Raw genomic sequence first — 19,931 nt, forward strand, 5'->3', positions numbered from 1 at the left:
GCCAGTGGCCCCTCCCGCGCGAAACCCCGTTGGGGCCTCACAGCGTCTGAATAATGGCAGAAATGGGGCACGGCAAGCGGATTCACCGCAATCTTGCCACATTGTGGTCTCATTTTGGCCAAAATCGACAGAATTCCGCGACTTGTGGGGATGGGCGAAAATCGCGCTCCCCATTGTGCCAAGCCGTTGCTAAGCCGCTTGGCCATGGCTGAAACACCGCATCTCTACCTCGTCGATGGCTCGGCCTATATCTTCCGTGCCTATCATCGCCTCCCCCCGCTGACCGACCCCGAAGGGACACCGGTGGGCGCGGTCTATGGCTATACCACCATGCTGTGGAAGCTGGCCGACGATCTGCACAAGGCCGATGGGCCGACGCATCTGGCAGTGATTCTCGACAAGTCGAGCCGCAGCTTCCGCAACGAGATCTACGACAAGTACAAGGCCAACCGGCCCCCGCCGCCGGAGGATCTGGTGCCCCAGTTCCCGCTGATCCGCGACGCCACCCGCGCCTTCAGCCTGCCGTGCATCGAGGAACCCGATGTCGAGGCGGACGACATGATCGCATCCTACGCACGCGAAGCGCAGCGGCAGGGGTGGAACGTCACGATCGTCTCCTCCGACAAGGATCTTATGCAGCTTGTCGGCGAGCAGGACGGCGCGCGGATCGACATGCTCGACACGATGAAGAACGCGCGCATCTATATCGAGGAGGTCGAGGAGAAATTCGGCGTCCCGCCCGAAAAGGTCGGCGATGTCCTCGCGCTGATGGGCGATTCGGTCGACAACATCCCCGGCATCTTCGGCGTCGGGCCCAAGACAGCCAGCCGCCTGATCGCCGAACATGGCGGACTGACCGCCGCGCTCGATGCGGCAGAGGGCATGAAGAAAAGCAAGCTCAAGGAACGCCTGCTCGAATATCGCGCCGATGCCGAGCTCAGCCGCGTGCTGGTGACGCTGCGCGAGGATTGCGGCCTGCCCGTGTCGCTCGACGACATGAAGCTCGACCAGGTCCCCAGCGAACCGCTCGCCGCCTTCCTCGGCAAGCATGGCTTCTCCAGCCTGCTCAAACGGCTCGAGGCAGGCAATGGCAGCCCCTCGCGCACCACCGATCTCGACCCGGCGAAGCGCGACACGGCCGGTGCGCCCGCCAATGCGGCGGGCAATCGCCAGCCGCTGCCCGATTTTCCCGCGGTCGATCGCAGCACCTATGAATGCGTCCAGACGCTCGACCGGCTCGAGGCGTGGGCCGAACGCGCGCAGGCCGCACGGCTGGTCGCGGTCGATACCGAAACCAGCTCGCTCGATTGCATGCAGTGCGATTTGGTCGGCATCAGCCTGGCGCTGGGCGCCAATGATGCCTGCTATATCCCGCTCGGTCATGGCGGCAGCGACATGTTTGCCGAGAAGCCGGTGCAGATCGACAAGGCTGCCGCGCTGAAGGCGCTCGCACCGCTGCTGGCAAATGATGCCGTGCTCAAGGTGTTCCACAACGGCAAATACGATCTCAACGTACTCGCGCGCAACGGCGTGGCGGTATCGCCGGTCGACGATACGATGATCATCAGCTTCGATCTCGATGCCGGGCGCCAGCTCGACGGGATCGGCGGCGGTCACGGGATGGACGAACTGGCCGAACGCCATCTCGGCCATACCTGCCTCACCTTCAAGGAATTGTGCGGCACCGGGCGCAAGGCGATCCCCTTTGGCGAAGTGCCGCTCGACAAGGCCACCGAATATGCCGCCGAGGATGCCGATGTCACCTGGCGGCTCTACCAGCAGCTGAAACCACGGCTCGCGACCGAAGGCGGGACGAAGATCTACGAGCGGGTCGACCGCCCGCTGGTCCCGGTGGTGGCGCAGATGGAACGGCACGGGATCAAGGTCGACCGCGCGCGGCTGGCCAGATTGTCCGAGGAATTCGCCGGCGAAACCGCCCGGCTGGAGAAGGAAATCCACGCGATTGCGGGGACCGAATTCACCGTCGGCAGCCCCAAGCAATTGGGCGAAGTGCTGTTCGTCACGCTCGGCTACAAGGGCGGCAAGAAGGGCAAGAGCGGACAGTATTCGACCGACCAGAGCGTGCTCGAACGCCTGTCGGGCGAAGGCGCGCCGATTGCGGCCAAAATACTCGAATGGCGCCAGCTCGCCAAGCTCAAGAGCACTTATACCGATGCGCTGCAGGAAGCGATCAACCCGCAGACGGGCCGCGTGCATACCAGCTACAGCCTGGTCGGCGCGCAGACCGGGCGGCTGAGCTCGACCGATCCCAACCTGCAGAACATCCCGATCCGCACCGAGATTGGCCGCCAGATCCGCGAGGCCTTCGTGGCCGAGGAGGGCCATGTCCTGCTCGCCGCCGATTACAGCCAGATCGAGCTGCGGCTGGCGGCGCATATGGCCGACGTGCCGAGTTTGAAGGAAGCCTTCGCGCAGGGCGAGGACATCCACGCGCGCACCGCAATCGAGATGTTCGGCGAGGTCAATCGTGACACCCGCGGACGCGCCAAGACGATCAATTTCGCCATCCTCTACGGCATCTCGCGCTGGGGCCTGGGCGGACGGCTTGGGGTCGAGGCGGATGAGGCGCAGGCGATGATCGACACCTATTTCCAGCGCTTTCCCGGCATCCAGAAATATATCGTCCGTACGCTCGAGGAAGTCCGCGAACGCGGCTATTCGGAAACGCTCTTCGGGCGCAAGACCTGGTTCCCGCGGATCGGTTCGAAGAACCAGGCCGAACGGCAGGGCAGCGAGCGCGCGGCGATCAATGCGCCGATCCAGGGGACCAGCGCCGACATCATCAAGCGCGCGATGGTCCGCATGATGCCCGCCCTGCAGGAAGCCGGGCTGGGCCATGTCCGCATGCTGCTGCAGGTGCATGACGAACTGGTGTTCGAATTGCCCGAAGCCGATGTCGCCGCCGCCTCTGCGGTTATCGAGCGGGTCATGGCGGGCGCCGCCGAACCTGCGGTGTCGCTCGATGTGCCGCTGGGTGTCGATATCGGCACCGGCACCAGTTGGGGAGCGGCACACTGACCGAGATCGAGGAATTCGTCGCGCGCACGCGCGATCCGCGCTGGATGAATGTCGCGCTGCTCGGCGTCATTGCCGCGGCAATGTTCGCGACCCTGTTCCTGGTCTACCAGACGGTCGAGTCCGAACGCGCCCAGCGCGAACAGGTCCGCCGCACCGTCGAGGTGCTCGAGGAACTGCGCCAGGTGAACCGCTCGGTGCTGAGCGGCGAGACCGGCCAGCGCGGTTACCTGATCACGCTCGATCGCCGCTATCTCGCCCCCTACCAGGCTGGCAGGGAACAGATCGATCCGGCGCTCGACCGCATTCGCACGCTGATCGGCGAGGAAGCGACTGCGCGCCAGATCGAGCTGATCGACCAGATCGACGCGCTTGCCCGCGCCAAGTTCGACGAGATGGCCGAGAGTGTTGAACTGCTCGAAGACGGTCGGCTGCTCGATGCGCGCCGTGCAGTGCTGACCGACGAAGGCATTGAATCGATGGAACGGCTCGTCCGCGCGATTGCCGAGATGGAGGACATCGAGAACGAGATTCTCGCCGATCACAGCGCCGAGGCCGCACGGTCCGAAGCCCGCGTGTTGCCGCTGCTCGGCGCTCTGCTGGTCTTGCTGGTGCTCGCCATGTTCGCCGGGACGCGGCTCGTCGGGCGTGCGGCACGCGCCGAGGCCGAGGCGGCGCAGGCGGCCATCGTCAGCGAAGCGCGCGACCGCGCCGACCTGCTGGCGCGCGAACTCAATCACCGGGTGAAGAACCTCTTCGCGGTGATCCTCGCGATCGTGCAGATGAGCGCACGCGACAAGCCCGAAGCCAAGGAAGTGACCGACAGCATCGCGCAGCGCATCCGCGCCCTGCTGACCGCGCATGAGGTGAGCCAGGGCGAGCTTGAGCGTCCCGTCGCCTCGCTCCGCGCGCTGGTCGAGACCTCGCTCGCGCCCTATCGGTCGAGCAAGCATCCGGCACAGATCGACGGGCCCGAAATCCTGCTGCCCGCCAAGCAGGTCACCCCGCTCGGCCTCGTGCTGCACGAACTCACCACCAATGCAGTCAAATATGGCGCGTGGAAAAACGAGGGCACGGTGCATGTCAGCTGGACCCAGCAGGATGGCACTGTCATCCTGAGCTGGCGCGAAAGCGGGGCTGAACTGACGGAGATGCCCGAACGCAAGGGCTTCGGCAGTCTGCTGATGACCAGCGCGGCGCGCCAGTTCGGTGGCACGTTCGACCGCAGCTTTGCAGACGACGGTCTGCAGGTCACGATCGAGCTTCCCACCGACGACTAGCTTGCGTTAACCCGCCTGCACCCATACTCCCGCCGCAGATGCTCGAACGCTACGATCCGCGCAATTGGCCCATTTCCTACGACGGCCTGATTCACACGCTTATCGTGCTGGGCGGGGCGGTCGTGGTCGCGTTGATCGCGCATTGGATCATCTTCGCCATCCTGCGCCGCCTGGCGCGCGCTTCGGAAAGCACGCTCGACGACGTGGTGGTCGAAGCGGTGCGCAGGCCTCTGCGCTGGGCCGCGATTGCCTTCGCGATTACCGCCGCCGCGGAAAACGATGCGCTGGTCGGACGCGGCTGGGACCTGTTCGCCAAATTCCTCACCCCGGCAGTGATCGGCTGGGTCACCTATGCGGTCGTGCGCGGCCTGGCACGCGGGTATGAAGCGCAGATCGGGGAAGCCGACGACCCGGTGGCGCAACGCGGACGATTGACCCGGATCGCGATCCTGTCGCGCACGGTGAAGGTGGGGATCATCATCATCACCGTCTCGCTGATCATGCTCAACATCCCCGGCGTGCGCGATGTCGGGACGACCATGCTCGCTTCGGCGGGCCTTGCCGCGCTCGCGGTCGGTGCCGCCGCCCAGCCCGCGCTGAAATCGCTGATCGCGGGCCTGCAGATGGCGACCACCCAGCCGCTGCGGATCGGTGATCTGGTCAAGGTCGATGATCAGGCGGGGCGGGTGGAGGAAATCCGCATGAGCTTTGTCACCGTGCGGACCTGGGACGAGCGGGTGCTGGTGGTGCCGACCATGCGCTTCCTCGACGAGAGTTTCGAGAACTGGTCGCGGGTCGACGAGAAGCTGACCGGCCCGGTCATGCTCAATCTCGACCCGATCGCCGATATCGAGCCGATCCGCGCCGAATTCGAGCGTTACGTCCAGGCCCACCCGTTGTGGGACGGGCGCAACCTCCAATTGCTGATGACCGAAGCGCACCCCGAAAGCGTCGAGCTGCGCCTGTCGATGAGCGCGGAGACGATCGGCGATCTGTGGACGCTGCGCTGCGCGGTGCGCGAACACATGCTGGGCTGGCTGAAGACCAACCAGCCCGAGGCATTGATCCGCCACCGGCTCGAGGTGGAGGCCGCCAACGCGCGCGCCGCAGACGGCGGCTAGCCTTCGGTTTCGGGCCCGTGCTTCGCGTCGCGGGTGCTTTCGACCATGCCGTCGTAGAGAAAGCCGATCGGGCGCACTTCGGCCGCACGCTTCTTCAGTTCGCCGCGCATCTTCTTGTACTCGGCTTCCATCTTCGAAGTGACCGTCGCGCGGCTATCCTTGAGCGCTTCGGTGAAGTCGACTCCCGCCACTTCCTGCACATCGCCGCCCGCGCGGTGGAGCGCGTTGAGACCCGCGCGGCGAACGACATCCTCGAGATCGGCGCCGGTGAAGCGCGCGGTCTTGCCCGCCACATCACCCAGATCGACATCGTCGGCCAGCGGCATGTCCTGCGTATGGATGCCGAGGATCTGTTCGCGGCCCGGCCGGTCGGGCGTACCGACATAGACCAGTTCGTCGAAGCGACCCGGACGAAGCAGTGCGGGATCGACCAAAGTGGGGCGGTTGGTAGCGCCGATCACCACGACCGACTGCAATTCCTCCAGCCCGTCCATTTCGGCGAGGATCGTATTGACCACGCGTCCGGTAACCTGCGGTTCGCCCTGCCCCGACCCGCGTGCGGGAACGAGGCTGTCGATTTCGTCGATGAACAGGACGCAGGGTGCCACCGCGCGCGCGCGCTTGAACATGCGCGCGATCTGCTGCTCGCTTTCGCCATACCATTTGGACAGCAGGTCCGAACTCTTCATCGAGATGAAATTGGCTTTGGCCTCGCGCGCCACCGCCTTGGCGAGCAGCGTCTTGCCGGTGCCCGGGGGGCCATAGAGCAGGAAGCCCTTGGCCGGGCGGATGCCGAGACGATGGAACGCCTCGGGATTCTTCATCGGCAGTTCGATGCCTTCCTTGAGCTTGCCGATGGCATCGCCGACGCCGCCGATGTCGGACCAGCCGACCTTGGGCATCTGGACCATGACTTCGCGCATGGCGGACGGCTGGATCCGCTTGAGCGCGGAAAGGAAGTCCTCGCGCCCGACGTAAAGCTCGTCGAGCACTTCGGGCGGAATGGTCCGCTCGTCGAGATCGATCTTGGGCATGATCCGCCGCACCGCGTCGATCGCCGCTTCGCGCGCCAGCGCCGCGATGTCGGCGCCGACGAAACCGTAGGTCGCCTTGGCCAGTTCATCGAGATCGACCTTGTCGCCCAGCGGCATGCCGCGGGTATGGATGCCGAGAATTTCGCGGCGGCCCTGTTCGTCGGGCACGCCGATCACGATTTCGCGGTCGAAACGGCCGGGGCGGCGCAATGCCTCGTCGATCGCGTCGGGGCGATTGGTCGCTGCGATCACCACCAAGTTCGAGCGCGCTTCGAGCCCGTCCATCAGCGTCAGCAGCTGCGCCACGAGGCGCTTTTCGGCTTCGCCGGGCACGCGGTCGCGCTTGGGGGCGATCGAATCGATTTCGTCGATGAAGACGATCGCAGGGGCGGACTTACCCGCCTGTTCGAACACCTCGCGCAGCGCCTTCTCGCTCTCGCCATAGCCCGAGCCCATGATTTCGGGACCGTTGATGGTGAAGAAATTGGCGTCGCTTTCATTGGCGACCGCTTGCGCCAGGCGGGTCTTGCCGGTCCCCGGCGGGCCATGCAGCAACACGCCCTTGGGCGGGTCGACACCCAGCCGGGTGAACAGTTCGGGATAGCGCAGCGGCAGTTCGACCATCTCGCGCAGTTGCTGGATGGTATCCTCCATCCCGCCGACATCGTCGTAATTCACCACCGCGCGGGCATCGCGCGGGGCTTCGAATTCGGCGCGCAGTTCGACCTCGGTATCCTCGTCGATATGGACGATGCCCTTGGGCGTGGTCGATACGACGCTGAGGCGGATCTGGGTCAGCGCATAAGCGGGGGCATTGAACATGCGGCGCACTTCGGGCGGCATGTTCTGCACCGGCTGCTGCCCGGTGGTGGCGACCAGATCGCCCGCGACCAGCGGCTTGCGGAAGAAATTGCGCTTGAGCGCCTGCGCCGGGCCCTGCAGGCGCATTTCGCGCTGCGCGGGGGCGAAGACGACGCGCGTCGCGGGGCGCGATTGGCCTACTGCGATCTTTACATGTTCGCCCGAACCGACCTCGGCATTGCCGCGCTGCAGCCCGTCGAGCCGCACCACGTCGAGGCTCTGGTCCTCGTCATAGGCGGCCATGGCAATCGCCGCGGTGGCACGCTTGCCGGTTATCTCGACCACATCGCCTTCGGTAATGCCAAGCGTCTGGAAGGCCGAGCGCGGCATGCGCGCGATGCCTTGCCCGCTTTCGTCCTGGCGCGCCGCTGCAACCTGCAGTCTGACGGTGGTTTCTTCTGCTGCTGTTGAAGCGTCCGCGTCGGGCATCTGGGTGGGGCTCCGCTTACCTGTGGTCTGGTGAGGCCCCACTTGGGGACCGGTTGCCGCCGATGCAATGCACGAGCGCGGGCAGCGGGTCTGCCGCAGACAGAAAAAAGCCCGGCTGGCGAACCAACCGGGCTTGGAAGTCTTGGGAGAGGATGCCTAAAAGGCACGAGGAGATATGCGCGGCATCCGGATATTGTGCAAGTGCGAAAAGAACAAGTTTTGTTGCATGAACCGCAACATATGAGGTTCCAGATATCGTAAACCCTTGATTTACCGTCGCTCGGAAGTGCGCGTGCTTCACATTTTTCATATTGCGCCGCACAATCGCACTGCCGATCGCGGCGCACGCAGCGAGGTGACAGCCCCTCTTCGGCGGATTAGGCAGGACGCGAGGAGAATGCCATGTCTGACACCGCCGCCGCGATCGAGCAGCTGGTCACCGATGCTTATGCAGTCATCTCCGGTCCCGCTGGTGCGGAACGTGACTGGGCGGCGATGCGCGCACTGTACTGGCCCGAAGCGCGGATGACCGCGCTGCGCCCAACCGGCAGCGAAAGCTGTACGATCGACGAATATATCGCCGGCAAGCGCGCCTTTCTCACCGATAACGGCTTTGGCGAGACCGCGCTGGTCAACCGCGTGGAGGTTTATGGCGACATCGGCCATGCATGGTCATCCTATGATGGCGCATGGACCGAAGCGGACGGCACCACGGGGGCGACTCGCGGCATCAACTCGTTCCAGGTAAGGCGCGACCAAACCGGACGCTGCCGAATCCATTCGCTGCTCTGGCTGGTCGAAACGCCCGCCTGCCCCCTTCCCGCCGATATGGAGACCCGCCGATGACCCGCTTTTTCCTGCTTGCCGCCAGCACCATTGCGCTTGCCGGTTGTGCAACCGTGGAGGCGGCCCCGATCGCCGCTGCTCCCGCTGCAGTCACGGGCGAGGACCAGCCCGCCCCCGATACGATGCGCTGGCTCTATGGTTCGGGCGAAGCTGCGGGGGCATCGATCCAGACATGGCGCCAGCTGGCCGATTACACCATCGCGGTGTCGCGCCAGCGCAGCGCGCCGCGTTCGGTGCCGCTAGGCCTGCCCGATGCGGCAGGCGGGATCGGCACGCCGTCATGTGTGGCCGAAGACGGGACGGCGAAGCCCTTTGCCGCGGTGTTCGATGTCGACGAGACCGTACTGCTCAACACCGGCTATGAATATTGGCAGGCGCTGACGGGCAAGGGTTTCGACCCGGACGAATGGAAACAATGGGCGGACGAGGGCGCAGGTATCGCCCCACCCGTCCCGGGTGCGGTCACCGGTCTCAGGCGGCTGCGCGAGGCGGGCATCACGGTGATCTTCAACACCAACCGCAATTCGGACACCGCGGCCGGAACGGTGGCCGCGCTCGAGGCGGCGGGCGCCGGGCCCGCGGTCCATCTCGAAACGCTCTATCTGCGCGGCGACGACGATATGGGCAGCCGGAAGGATGGCCGCCGCGCGATGATCGCCGAAACCTATTGCGTGATCGCCATGGCGGGCGACAATCTCGGCGACTTCGCCGACGTCTTCAATGCCGACGAAAGCGCGATTGCCGCGCGCCGCGCGATGGTCGCCCGCGGTGAATATGCGCAGCTGTGGGGCAATGGCTGGTTCCTGATGCCGAACCCGGTCTACGGCGGCTGGCAGCACGGCAGCGTGGGCGAGGTCTTCCCGCCCGCCACCCGCTGGAAGCCCACGCCGGGCGCTGCGCCGGCAATCATGGAGCGCCAGTAACGCGCGCTTGCGCCGGCGCGGCTTGCGGATAGGGTGGCCTGCGAGAGGAGACACCAATGCCGATGAACCGCGTATGCGAAATGACGGGGGCCGAGTTCCCGCTATTCGCCTTCAGTCACTGCCGCGATGTCGTTGCCGCAGTCAGCAAGGCGGGGGGCTTCGGCGTACTCGGTGCGACGCGGTTCAGCCCCGACCAGCTCGAGGAAGAACTCGCCTGGATCGATGCGCATGTCGATGGCGCCCCCTACGGCGTTGACGTCCTCGTCCCCGAAGTCGTCGACCCGCGTGTCCGCGAACTGGCCGACAACAAGAGCCGGGCCGCGATGATCGACCCGTCCTACCAGGGCTTCGTCAATTCGGTGCTGGGCGAATATGGCATCGCCCCCGAAGCGGACCTGCCGATCCTGCGCGAACGAATGGGCATCACGCCCGAAAACGGGCTCGCGCTGATGGAAGTCGCCTTCCGCCATCCGATCAGGCTGATCGCCAATGCGCTGGGCATCGCCCCGCCCGCGATGATCGAGGAAGGCAAGCAGCGCGGCGTGCCCGTATCGGCGCTGGTCGGCGCCAAGGAACACGCGATCCGCCAGGCCGAGGCCGGAGTCGACATCATCGTGGCGCAGGGCACCGAAGCGGGTGGGCACTGCGGCGAAGTCTCGACATTGGTGCTGATCCCAGAGGTCGTCCGCGAACTGGCGCGCGCGGGCCACGATATTCCGGTGCTGGCCGCGGGCGGGATCATGACCGGCGGACAGATGGCGGGGATGATGGCGGCAGGCGCGCAAGGCGCCTGGACCGGATCGATCTGGCTCGCCACGCCCGAAGCCGAAACCAGCGACGCGTTCCGCGAGAAGATGGTCGCCGCGCGCAGCCGCGATACGGTGCGTTCGCGCAGCCGCACCGGCAAGCCTGCGCGCCAGCTCGGGACGCCGTGGCACGCCGCCTGGGATGCCCCCGAAGGGCCGGGCACCTTGCCGATGCCGCTGATGGGCATGGTCTCCGAACCCGCCTTCGCGCGGATCGAGCGCGAGGCAGCCGCGGGCAATGCAGGCGCGCGTGAACTGGTCAGCTATTTCGTCGGCCAGGGGGTCGGGTTGGTCGAGCAGGTGCGTTCGAGCCGGCAGGTGGTGCAGGATTTTCGCGAGGAGTTTATCGACGCGGTAAGCGGGCTGATGGCGGCGATGGACACGCAGTGACTTGACCGCGGGGTCAGGGCTGCGCAAGCCGCGGGCCATGTGGCTCGATCAACCGCGCAACCCGCAGGCTCCTCTCGCCGGACTGAAGGTCCTCGAACTCGCGCGCGTCCTGGCAGGGCCGTGGGCCGGACAGATTCTCGCCGATCTCGGCGCGGATGTAATCAAGGTCGAAAGCCCCGAGGGGGACGGGACGCGGCTATGGGGGCCGCCATGGATCGAACGCGAGAATGGCGAGCGTGAAGCCGCCTATTACCATGCCACCAATCGCGGGAAGCGCTCGATCGTCGCCGATTTCAGGGACGAGCAGGATCTTGCGCGAGTGCGCGATCTCGCCGCTTCGGCCGATGTGGTGCTCGAAAATTTCAAGACCGGGACGCTGGCCAAATTCGGGCTCGATTACGCCAGCCTTGCGGCGGCCAACCAGCGCCTCGTTTATTGCTCGATCACCGGTTTCGGCCAGACGGGGCCGCGCGCGCATGAGGCGGGGTACGATTTCGTCGTCCAGGCGATGAGCGGCTTCATGGCGCTGACCGGCGAACCTGCGGGCCAGCCGATGAAGATGGGTATTTCGATCTCGGACCTGACCTGCGGGCTCTATGCCGTCATCGGCATCCAGGCCGCGCTGGCGATGCGCGAACGCACCGGGCGCGGCCAGCATGTCGATATGGCGCTGCTCGATTGTTCGGTCGGCCTGCTCGCCAGCCAGGCGACGCATTTCTTCACTACTGGCGAGAACCCGCCACGGATGGGCAATGAGCATGCGCAGGTGAGCGCCTATGGCGTCTTCCCCGTGGCCGATGGCGAAGTGGTGCTGGCGCCCGCCAATGACGGGCTGTTCCGGCGGCTGCTGGCGCTATTGGGGCGCGACGACCTGCTGGGCGACGCGCGCTTCGCCACCAATGAAAGCCGCCTCGCCAACCGCGCCGAACTCGACGCAATGATCGCCGACGAGACGCGCAAGTGGGAACTCACGGAATTGCTCGGCGCATGCGGCGAAGCGGGAATTCCCGCCGGGCCGATCAATCCGATCGACGCGGTGTTCGCCGATCCGCAAGTGCGCGCCCGCGGCATGCGGATAGAACTCGACGGCATTGCAGGGGTGCGCAGCCCGTTCACCTTCTCCCAAGCCGAACTCGCGCTCGACCACCCCAGCCCGCGCAAGGGCGAACACGGCTAGCGCACCGGCCGCGTTCGAAATCCGTAATGGCAGAGCGGGTAGGCGATCCTGCTCGCCCGACCGGGTCAGGCGAGCGCCGCCTTGAGATCTTCGACCAGATCGGTCCGTTCCCACGGGAAGAACGCGCCTTCGGCCTGGCGCCCGAAATGGCCATAAGCGGCGCTCTTGCGGTAGATCGGCTGGTTGAGGCCGAGATGCGTGCGGATCCCGCGCGGGGTCAGTCCGCCGAGCTTTTCGATCCCGCGGATGGCATCCTCGAGCGCTTCGTCGGTCACTCCCGCGGCGCTGGTGCCGTGCGTGTCGACATAGAGCGACAGCGGCTGCGACACGCCGATCGCATAGGCCAGCTGGATGGTGCAGCGCCGGGCGAGGCCTGCCGCGACGATGTTCTTGGCGAGGTAGCGGGTGATATAAGCGGCCGAGCGATCGACCTTGGTCGGGTCCTTGCCGCTGAACGCGCCGCCACCATGCGGCGCGGCGCCGCCATAGGTATCGACGATGATCTTGCGCCCCGTCAGCCCTGCGTCGCCATCGGGGCCCCCGATCTCGAACGCCCCCGTGGGGTTGATATGCCATTGTGTATCATCATCGATCCAACCTTCGGGCAGCAGCTCGGTGACGACGCCTTTTACATAGGCCTTGAGCTCGGCTTCCTTGGCTCCCTCGTGATAGCCCTTGGCGTGCTGGGTGGAGACAACCACCGCAGTGCAGGCCACCGGCGTGCCGTTTTCATAGCGCAGTGTGACCTGGCTCTTGGCATCGGGTTCAAGGAAAGGCGCCGCGCCGCTCTTGCGATCCGCCGCCAGCCGTTCGAGGATCTTGTGGCTGTAGTCGATCGTCGCCGGCATGAGGTCGGGGGTCTCGTCGCAGGCAAAGCCGAACATGATGCCCTGGTCGCCCGCGCCTTCGTCCTTATTGCCATTGGCATCGACGCCCTGCGCGATTTCGGCGGACTGGCCATGCAGGTGGTTTTCGAAGGTCAGCGTCTTCCAGTGGAAGCCGTCCTGTTCATAGCCGATTTCGCGCACCGTACGGCGCACGGCCTTCTCGATTTCTTCCTTTGCGCCCGGCGCCCAGCCCGCGTTTTCGGCCCAGTCGAGGTTCTTCGCATCATACATCGGCGCACAGCGGATTTCACCCGAGAGGATGACGCGCTGCGTCGTGGTCATGGTTTCGCAGGCAACCCGCGCCTCGGGATCCTTGGCCAGCATCAGATCGACGATGGCATCGGAAATCTGGTCGGAAACCTTGTCCGGATGGCCTTCCGAAACGCTCTCGGAAGTGAAGAGGAAACTGGCGCGCATGAAGGTCGAATTCCCGATATAAAGAAATCTTTATGTGTTCTTTGCGGGGTAGCCTCCCGAACGACGCATGGCAACCAGCGATAGCGTCAGCAGGGCGATCGCCCAGAGCAGCGTGAGCCAGTGACCCATCCGCGCAAACCAAGTGGGCGCATGCGGCGGGGGGACGAGCGTATCGATCCGGTCGGCGACATTGCGTCCGATATGTTCGCGTACCACACCGCGCGCATCGATGACCGCGCTGATCCCCGTGGTGGTCGAGCGCAGCACGGGCAGGCCTTCCTCGGCCGCGCGCATCCGCGCTTGCGCCAGATGCTGCGGCGGGCCCCACATGCCGAACCAGCCGTCATTCGAGGGATTGAAGATGTAATCGGGCCGGTTCGCCCGGTCGACGGTCTCGCCCGAGAAGACGATCTCGTAGCAAATCTGCATGCCCGCGGTACCGTGATCGCCCAGATCGTAGCTTTGCGGTCCCGGGCCCGGAATGAAATCGAGCGTGCCTGCAACCAGCCGCGACAGGCCCAGCGGTTCGAGCCATGTGCGCAGTGGCAGATATTCGCCATAGGGCACCAGATGCGCCTTGGCATAGCGCGCACCCAGCCGTCCCGCGGGGTCGATCGAGGTGATGGCGTTATAGGCGCCCACCGCGCGCTCGCGCCCGTCGACCGTAGCAATTTCCAGATCGACCACGCCGGTCAGCAGCAGGCTGCCCTCGCCGATCGTCTGGCCGATGCGCGCGCGGGCGAAGGCAGGATCGCCGGCTGCGGTCATCTGGGTGTAATAGCGCTGCGGATAGCCATCGCGCAGGTAATCGGGGATGCCGCTTTCGGGCCACAGGACGAGGCGGTGGCTTTGCGGTTTCAGCGGCCTGCTCAGCCGCGCGGTGCGCTGGAATTGTTCCTCGAACCGCGAGGCGTCGTTAATCTCGTCCTGCCCGAGATTGGGCTGGACCAGCGTCAGCGGCAGCGTGCCCTCGCGCCCCGCACCGGCGGGCAGGTAGAGCAGCGCGGCAAGCGCGACGGTGGCGAGCCCTAAACCTGTCCAGCGGCGGTTGCGCACGAAATCTGCGAGCAGGATGGCGAACCCCGCGGTAAGACCCGACAGCGCATAGCTGCCGACGAAGGGCAGCGCCATCGCCAGACCCGGCCGGTCCCACGGGCCCAGCAGCATCATCGACAGCGGTCCCCAGGCATATCCGCTGAAGACCCAGCTACGGAACCACTCGGCGGCAATCCACATCGCGGCAAAGGCCAGCGCAAAAGCGAACAGGCTGCCACGCCGCGCCACCAGCCACGCGGCGCAGGTCGCCAGCGCGGGCCATAGCGCGAGGTAGAGCGAGACCAGGGGCACCGCCGCCCAGCCGAGGACGGCGGGCATTTCGGCCTGATAGGTGAAGGCAGTCGCGATCCAATTGTTCGCGACCGTGAAATGCGCCACGCCGAACAGCCAGCCGGCGAGCAGCGCGCGCTGCCAGCTGGGCATACGCCACGCGAGCCAGCCGAACGCGCCCACTGCGGCGAGGCCGAGCGGCCACAAATGGAAGGGCTGGAAGCCGAAAGCCGACAACACGCCCAACAGGAGGGCAGCGATGTTCGGGTGGGTGCGGGCCAGGCCGGGGATTCTCTCCATCGGCCTGCCCCTTAGATCGTCAGGTCAGCGGTGCAAGCGCGATCAGCCGACCGCACTCACTTCGCTGTCGTCTTCCTGCTTGCGCTTGCGCCGACGCGGGGCGGGCTTGGCATCCCCATCGGCGTCATTCGCGCCGATCGAGGGCGGCAGGACCGTCGCATCGATTTCGCCTTCGCTGCCGGGTGTGCCTTCCTCGTCCTTCTTCGCCTTGCGCGGAGCGCGGCGCTTCTTGGGCGCTTCGCTTTCTTCCTCGCGCGTGAAGGGATTGTCCGAGGATTCGAAATCATTGGCGTCGCCGTCATCGCCAGTGCGCGGCTTGCGCGCCCGCGGTTTGCGATTGCCGTCATCCTGGTCATCGCGGCGGCTCCGCTGACGATTGCCGCCTTCCTGATCGTCGCCGCGACTGCGCGGACGACGGTTGCTGCGGCGATCGTCGCCGGCATCCTCATCGTCGTCATCGTCCGACTGGTTCTGGCCGCGATCGTCGCCGCGCTTGCCCTTGGATTCTTCCTGGCGGGCCTTGTTGTCGGCGATCACGCGCAGATAGTGGTCGGCGAACTGCAGGTAGTATTCGGCCTGCACGCGGTCGCCATTGTGCTGGGCGTCCTGTGCAAGCTTCTTGTACTTGTCGAGCAGCTGCGGGGCATTGCCGCGCGCGCGGCTGTCGATGCGGTTGGCCGAATTGGCGCCGCCCTGATTTCGGTTACCGCGTCCACGACGACGGTTATTGCGATTCATGTTCAAGGGTAGTTGGTCCTCATACAAAGCGCGGCGCGAACCGTATCCGGTTCGCAAATGGCCGCGTGACCCCTTGCGCGCCTGCGCTTGTCGCAGCTCGCGTGCTCCGGTTTGTGCATGGTATGCGTAGCGGTAGGCTGCGCACCGTAACTGCAATGTCGGAGCTGGAACCGGCGGGGTGGCGTTAGCCGTACACCGCAGGCCTGTGGCCACGATTAAGGGTTCCAATCGACTTTGCCAAGTCTTTTATCGCAGGACCAGTGCGCGCGGGCGTCCCGCCAGATCGCGCCGCAGGGTTACGGCAAAGCCCGATTCGCGCGCAAGCGCGCTGACCGCCGCGTCCTGCGTGGCCCCGATCTCGAGTACTGCGACCCCGCCAGGCAGCAGCAACTGGACAAGTTGCGGAATGATCACGCGATAATCGTCCAGCCCGGCAGGCCCGGCGAAAAGCGCGGAGGCCGGCTCGAAGTCGCGCACATCGGGATCGAGCTCGGCATCCGCCTCGACATAGGGCGGGTTGCACAGGACCAGGCCGAACTGGCCCAGCCCCTCGTTCCAGCCGGGCATGGTCCAGTCGGCGGTCAGCAGGCGCACCTGCTGCGACAGCCCGATCGCAGCCGCGTTTTCCGCCGCCACCGCGATGGCAGCCGCGCTGCGGTCGATGCCCACCCCTTCGCCGCCCCGTTCCGCCAACAGCGTCAGGAGCAGCGCGCCGGTGCCGGTGCCCATGTCGAGCACACGGCCCGGCCCGGTGCCTGCTTCAAGCGCGGCCTCGACCACCGCCTCGCTGTCCGAGCGCGGGATCAGGGTGTCGCGGGTGACGCGGAATTCGCGACCGTAGAATTCCTGGTGCCCGAGGATATAGGCGACGGGTTCATGCGCGGCACGGCGGTCGAGCAGATCGTCGATGCCGGCGGGCGCGCCCTCGCCCATGCGCTGCAGCAGCATTTGCGAGCGCGATACGCCAAGCGCCTGCGCCATGAGCAATTCGGCATCGAGCCGCGGGGTCGGGCTGGTTGCGCCAAGCCGGGTCGCGGCAGCGCGCAGCGCATCGGCGACGGTCTGTCCGTCGCTCACTCGGTCATCGCCGCGAGGCGCTTGGCTTCGTCTTCGGCGATCAGCGCATCGACCAGTTCGCCCAGCCCGGTCCCGGCGAGGATCTCGGGCAGCTTGTGCAGCGTCAACCCGATCCGGTGGTCGGTCACGCGCCCTTGCGGGAAATTGTAGGTACGGATGCGTTCGGACCGGTCGCCCGAGCCGACCATCGCCTTGCGTGCTTCGGCTTCGGCGCCCTCGGTCGCCTCGCGCTGCTGTTCGAACAATCGTGCGCGCAGCACCTGCATCGCCTTCTCGCGGTTCTTGTGCTGGCTGCGGCCATCTTGGCAGGTGACCACGGTGTTGGTCGGCAGATGGGTGATGCGGATCGCGCTGTCGGTGGTGTTGACGTGCTGCCCGCCCGCGCCGCTGGCGCGGTAGGTATCGATCTTGAGATCGCCCGCATCGATCTGCACATCGACCTCGTCGGGTTCGGGCAGCACGGCCACGGTTGCCGCGCTGGTATGGATGCGCCCGCCGCTTTCGGTTTCGGGCACACGCTGTACGCGGTGGACCCCGCTTTCGAACTTGAGCCGTGCAAACACGCCCGTGCCGGCAATATTGGCGACGACTTCCTTGAAGCCGCCGACCTCGGACGCGCTCATGCTGACCGGTTCGACCTTCCAGCCCTGCTCGGCGGCGAAGCGTTCGTACATGCGATAGAGATCGCCCGCGAACAGCGCCGCCTCGTCGCCGCCAGTGCCCGCGCGGATTTCGAGCATGGCGGGCTTGGCATCGGCGCTGTCGCGGGGAAGCATGGCGATGGCCAGTTCGCGCTCGGCCTCGGGCAGGCGCTGGCGCAACTCGGCCAGCTCTTCCTCGGCCATCGCTTTCATCTCTGGATCGGCAAGCATCTCCTCGAGGCTGGCGATCTCCTCGCGCGCCGCCTTTACCTCGGCAGCGACCTTGGCCACCGGTTCGAGTTCGGCATAGTCGCGGCTCGCCTGGACGAAGGCATCGCCCACGAGCTGGCCCGACGCCATGCGCGCCTCGAGCTCGGCGAAGCGATGGGCGATCTGGTCAAGGCGTTCGGCGGGTATGGTCATGCGTGTTCGGGCGATAGATGGGCGACAAAGGCGACAGTGTGTCGCCCGCGATTCTTCAGCCTAACCCTTTCTTTCGTAATTGTAATTCTTCAAAGATGCCGGGCGGCGCCTGAGTGGGGAGCCCCCCGGGGGTCGATCCCGCAGCCTGCATTTAGCGCTGTAGCCAAGGAGGCGCCCTGTAGGAAAGTCTTTCGCTCAGCCGATGATCCGGCGACGAGAACCTCCGACGTCATCCCGGACTTGATCCGGGATCGTGCTGTTCTTCCGGCGCACCCGAAGCAGCACCGACCCCGGATCAAGTCCGGGGCGACAGCTAGTTCAGTGATGCAAGCAGGCCTTCCCTGACCGCTCCAAGAATTCGGTCGCCTTCGCCATTGAGGGCCTTCATGCCCACGTCTTCCACACCATTGATGACATTCAACGATACAACGACGGCAGGCTCCATTTTGATAGCCTTGTCGTAGCGCTTGCGCGGCGATCCCGTCGCCAACATTTCCGAGGCGAACCCATCCGCCCGGAAGCTAGCCATGAGTTTTTGCGCGGTGGGAAGCATCTGATCGTTCTCGACGACGAACATGACTACGGGGGTCGCATCACTACGCTCCCCCACCAGCATCGCCAGCCGCTCGATCCCCGCGGCCCAGCCGACCGCAGGCGTCGGCGCGCCGCCGAGGCTTTCCATCAGCCCGTCATAGCGCCCGCCGCCCAGGATCGTGCTCTGGCTGCCGAGCTTGCCCGCGGCCTCGCTGCCCTCGTCGGGAATGAATTCGAACGCGGTGTGGCGATAATAGTCGAGCCCGCGGACGAGGCTTTCGGCGCGCTGCCACTTGACCCCTGCCGCCTCCAGCCCGCTGGTGACCGCGTCGAAGAAGGCGCGCGCATCATCCGACAGGAACTGGTCGATCTTGGGCGCATCGGCGACGAAGGCCCGGTCGCGGCGATCCTTGCTGTCGAGGATGCGCAGCGGGTTCTTCTCCAGCCGCTCCTGCGAATCCTCCGACAATTCATCCTTCACGCCAAGGAAATACTCGACCAGTGCAGCGCGCCAGGCTTCGCGGCTGTCGCCGTCGCCCAGCGTGTTGAGATGCAGCGTCACCCCGGTGATGCCCAGTTCCTTGAGCAGCTGGTCGGCCATGGCGAGCAGTTCGACATCGGCCTGCGGTTCACCCGCGCCGATGATTTCCGCATCGATCTGGTGGAACTGGCGATAGCGGCCTTTTTGCGGGCGTTCGTAACGGAACAGAGGGCCATGCGTCGCCAGCTTGACCGGCGCGTGCTGCTGCCACCCGTTCGACAGGAAGGCGCGCGCGATCCCGGCGGTGAATTCGGGGCGCAGCGTCAGGCTTTCGCCGCCGCGATCGTCGAAGGAGTACATTTCCTTGCTGACCACGTCGGTCGTTTCGCCGATCGCGCGGCTGAAAACTTCGGTCTTTTCGAACACGGGCATTTCGACGCGGCGGAAGCGATAGAGCTTGCGCACGCGCTCGAAGGTTTCGACCACGAATGCGAATGCCTCGGCGTCGGCGCCGAAAATGTCCTGCGTGCCGCGGATTGCCTGGGGTGTCTTTGCCATGGTGCGCGCGATTAGGGCCATCGTCCCCCTTCCGCAATGCTTCACAAGCCGCTATCGGCGCCGCGAAGTCTTTCCGGGAGAGGGGCTGACCGCAAAGAGAGAAGACACACAATGCGCATCGACATGATCCCCACGGGCGACAATCCGCCCGAAAGCCTCAACGTCATCATCGAAGTCCCCACCGGCGGCGAACCGGTGAAATACGAATTCGACAAGGATTCGGGCGCGCTGTTCGTCGACCGTATCCTGCACACGCCGATGCGCTATCCGGCCAATTACGGCTTTGTCCCGCACACGCTGAGCCCCGACGGCGATCCGCTCGACGCGCTGGTCATCGCGCGGTCGTCCTTTGTCCCCGGCTGCGTCGTGCGCACCCGCCCGATCGGCGTGCTCAACCTCGAAGACGAGCATGGCGGCGACGAGAAGCTGATCTGTGTGCCCGTGGACACGACCTTCCCCTATTATTCGGACATCGCCGAAACCAAGGACCTGCCGAGCATCATCTTCCAGCAGATCGAGCACTTCTTCACCCACTACAAGGATCTCGAAAGCGAGAAATGGGTGCGGATCGGCAATTGGGGCGATGCCGCCGAAGCGCGCGACATCGTGCTCGAAAGCATCGAGCGGTACAACGCCGCGAAGTAAC

General features: G+C 65.6%; 15 protein-coding genes. 8 read left to right on the forward strand and 7 right to left on the reverse strand.

What is annotated here, in order from left to right; genetic code table 11:
• Window positions 1-204: 204 nt before the first annotated feature.
• The 3 genes from polA to VWN43_RS12835 are packed head-to-tail and all read left to right on the forward strand — an operon-like array spanning window position 205 to window position 5,437.
• Complete coding sequence (polA, locus tag VWN43_RS12825) at window positions 205-3,039, forward strand: DNA polymerase I (protein WP_320181503.1); 2,835 nt, start codon at window positions 205-207, stop codon at window positions 3,037-3,039.
• Window positions 3,021-4,316, forward strand: a complete 1,296-nt coding sequence (locus VWN43_RS12830; protein ID WP_320181502.1) for a sensor histidine kinase — start codon at window positions 3,021-3,023, stop codon at window positions 4,314-4,316. The genes polA and VWN43_RS12830 overlap by 19 nt, the downstream gene beginning before the upstream one ends.
• A 38-nt stretch (window positions 4,317-4,354) precedes the next feature.
• Window positions 4,355-5,437 carry a mechanosensitive ion channel family protein gene (locus tag VWN43_RS12835; RefSeq protein WP_320181501.1) on the forward strand — a complete coding sequence of 361 codons (1,083 nt, stop codon included), beginning with the start codon at window positions 4,355-4,357 and terminating at the stop codon, window positions 5,435-5,437.
• Here the strand turns inward: VWN43_RS12835 and VWN43_RS12840 are convergent.
• Window positions 5,434-7,761, reverse strand: a complete 2,328-nt coding sequence (locus VWN43_RS12840; protein WP_320181500.1) for a CDC48 family AAA ATPase — start codon at window positions 7,759-7,761, stop codon at window positions 5,434-5,436. The genes VWN43_RS12835 and VWN43_RS12840 overlap by 4 nt on opposite strands.
• Window positions 7,762-8,163: 402 nt before the next feature.
• On the opposite strand from VWN43_RS12840, the gene VWN43_RS12845 reads away from it, so the two are divergent.
• The 4 genes from VWN43_RS12845 (at window position 8,164) to VWN43_RS12860 (ending at window position 11,903) form a co-directional block, all read left to right on the forward strand.
• Window positions 8,164-8,607, forward strand: coding sequence for a Cif family virulence factor (locus tag VWN43_RS12845; protein WP_320181499.1), 444 nt, complete (start codon window positions 8,164-8,166; stop codon window positions 8,605-8,607).
• A complete protein-coding gene (locus VWN43_RS12850) occupies window positions 8,604-9,530 on the forward strand; it encodes a 5'-nucleotidase, lipoprotein e(P4) family (RefSeq protein ID WP_320181498.1) in 927 nt (308 codons plus the stop codon). Before VWN43_RS12845 ends, VWN43_RS12850 begins: the two co-directional genes overlap by 4 nt.
• 62 nt (window positions 9,531-9,592) lie before the next feature.
• Window positions 9,593-10,726, forward strand: a complete 1,134-nt coding sequence (locus VWN43_RS12855; RefSeq protein WP_330767541.1) for a nitronate monooxygenase — start codon at window positions 9,593-9,595, stop codon at window positions 10,724-10,726.
• A 37-nt stretch (window positions 10,727-10,763) separates the two neighbouring features.
• Complete coding sequence (locus tag VWN43_RS12860; protein WP_320181496.1) at window positions 10,764-11,903, forward strand: CaiB/BaiF CoA transferase family protein; 1,140 nt, start codon at window positions 10,764-10,766, stop codon at window positions 11,901-11,903.
• Window positions 11,904-11,968: 65 nt separating this feature from the next.
• Here VWN43_RS12860 and metK read toward each other — a convergent pair whose 3' ends face one another.
• The 6 genes from metK to hisS all read right to left on the reverse strand — a co-directional run bounded on the left by metK (window position 11,969) and on the right by hisS (window position 19,285).
• Window positions 11,969-13,207: a methionine adenosyltransferase gene (metK, locus tag VWN43_RS12865; RefSeq protein ID WP_320181495.1), complete on the reverse strand. Its 1,239-nt coding sequence runs from the start codon at window positions 13,205-13,207 to the stop codon at window positions 11,969-11,971.
• 30 nt (window positions 13,208-13,237) lie between these two features.
• Window positions 13,238-14,833 carry an apolipoprotein N-acyltransferase gene (lnt, locus tag VWN43_RS12870; protein ID WP_320181494.1) on the reverse strand — a complete coding sequence of 532 codons (1,596 nt, stop codon included), beginning with the start codon at window positions 14,831-14,833 and terminating at the stop codon, window positions 13,238-13,240.
• 42 nt (window positions 14,834-14,875) lie between these two features.
• Window positions 14,876-15,571 (reverse strand): DUF4167 domain-containing protein, encoded by a 696-nt coding sequence (locus VWN43_RS12875; protein WP_320181493.1) that lies wholly within the window; start codon window positions 15,569-15,571, stop codon window positions 14,876-14,878.
• Between the two features lie 246 nt (window positions 15,572-15,817).
• A complete protein-coding gene (prmC, locus tag VWN43_RS12880; protein WP_320181492.1) occupies window positions 15,818-16,648 on the reverse strand; it encodes a peptide chain release factor N(5)-glutamine methyltransferase in 831 nt (276 codons plus the stop codon).
• Window positions 16,645-17,712: a peptide chain release factor 1 gene (gene prfA / locus VWN43_RS12885; protein ID WP_320181491.1), complete on the reverse strand. Its 1,068-nt coding sequence runs from the start codon at window positions 17,710-17,712 to the stop codon at window positions 16,645-16,647. The genes prmC and prfA overlap by 4 nt, the downstream gene beginning before the upstream one ends.
• A gap of 313 nt (window positions 17,713-18,025) precedes the next feature.
• Window positions 18,026-19,285: a histidine--tRNA ligase gene (hisS, locus tag VWN43_RS12890; RefSeq protein ID WP_320181490.1), complete on the reverse strand. Its 1,260-nt coding sequence runs from the start codon at window positions 19,283-19,285 to the stop codon at window positions 18,026-18,028.
• Between the two features lie 111 nt (window positions 19,286-19,396).
• On the opposite strand from hisS, the gene ppa reads away from it, so the two are divergent.
• Entirely contained in the window at window positions 19,397-19,930 is a 534-nt protein-coding gene (gene ppa / locus VWN43_RS12895) for an inorganic diphosphatase (protein ID WP_253521712.1), read from the forward strand.
• Window position 19,931: the final 1 nt, after the last annotated feature.

It is taken from the genome of Qipengyuania sp. HL-TH1 (assembly GCF_036365825.1).
Classification (GTDB): domain Bacteria; phylum Pseudomonadota; class Alphaproteobacteria; order Sphingomonadales; family Sphingomonadaceae; genus Qipengyuania; species Qipengyuania profunda.

Excerpts from the sequence above, each read along its gene's own strand:
- polA (WP_320181503.1), top strand. The coding sequence starts at position 205 with ATGGCTGAAACACCGCATCTCTACCTCGTCGATGGCTCGGCCTATATC.
- VWN43_RS12835 (WP_320181501.1), top strand. The coding sequence starts at position 4,355 with ATGCTCGAACGCTACGATCCGCGCAATTGGCCCATTTCCTACGACGGC.
- VWN43_RS12840 (WP_320181500.1), bottom strand. The coding sequence starts at position 7,761 with ATGCCCGACGCGGACGCTTCAACAGCAGCAGAAGAAACCACCGTCAGA.
- VWN43_RS12845 (WP_320181499.1), top strand. The coding sequence starts at position 8,164 with ATGTCTGACACCGCCGCCGCGATCGAGCAGCTGGTCACCGATGCTTAT.
- VWN43_RS12850 (WP_320181498.1), top strand. The coding sequence starts at position 8,604 with ATGACCCGCTTTTTCCTGCTTGCCGCCAGCACCATTGCGCTTGCCGGT.
- VWN43_RS12855 (WP_330767541.1), top strand. The coding sequence starts at position 9,593 with ATGAACCGCGTATGCGAAATGACGGGGGCCGAGTTCCCGCTATTCGCC.
- VWN43_RS12860 (WP_320181496.1), top strand. The coding sequence starts at position 10,764 with ATGTGGCTCGATCAACCGCGCAACCCGCAGGCTCCTCTCGCCGGACTG.
- metK (WP_320181495.1), bottom strand. The coding sequence starts at position 13,207 with ATGCGCGCCAGTTTCCTCTTCACTTCCGAGAGCGTTTCGGAAGGCCAT.
- lnt (WP_320181494.1), bottom strand. The coding sequence starts at position 14,833 with ATGGAGAGAATCCCCGGCCTGGCCCGCACCCACCCGAACATCGCTGCC.
- VWN43_RS12875 (WP_320181493.1), bottom strand. The coding sequence starts at position 15,571 with ATGAATCGCAATAACCGTCGTCGTGGACGCGGTAACCGAAATCAGGGC.
- prfA (WP_320181491.1), bottom strand. The coding sequence starts at position 17,712 with ATGACCATACCCGCCGAACGCCTTGACCAGATCGCCCATCGCTTCGCC.
- hisS (WP_320181490.1), bottom strand. The coding sequence starts at position 19,285 with ATGGCAAAGACACCCCAGGCAATCCGCGGCACGCAGGACATTTTCGGC.
- ppa (WP_253521712.1), top strand. The coding sequence starts at position 19,397 with ATGCGCATCGACATGATCCCCACGGGCGACAATCCGCCCGAAAGCCTC.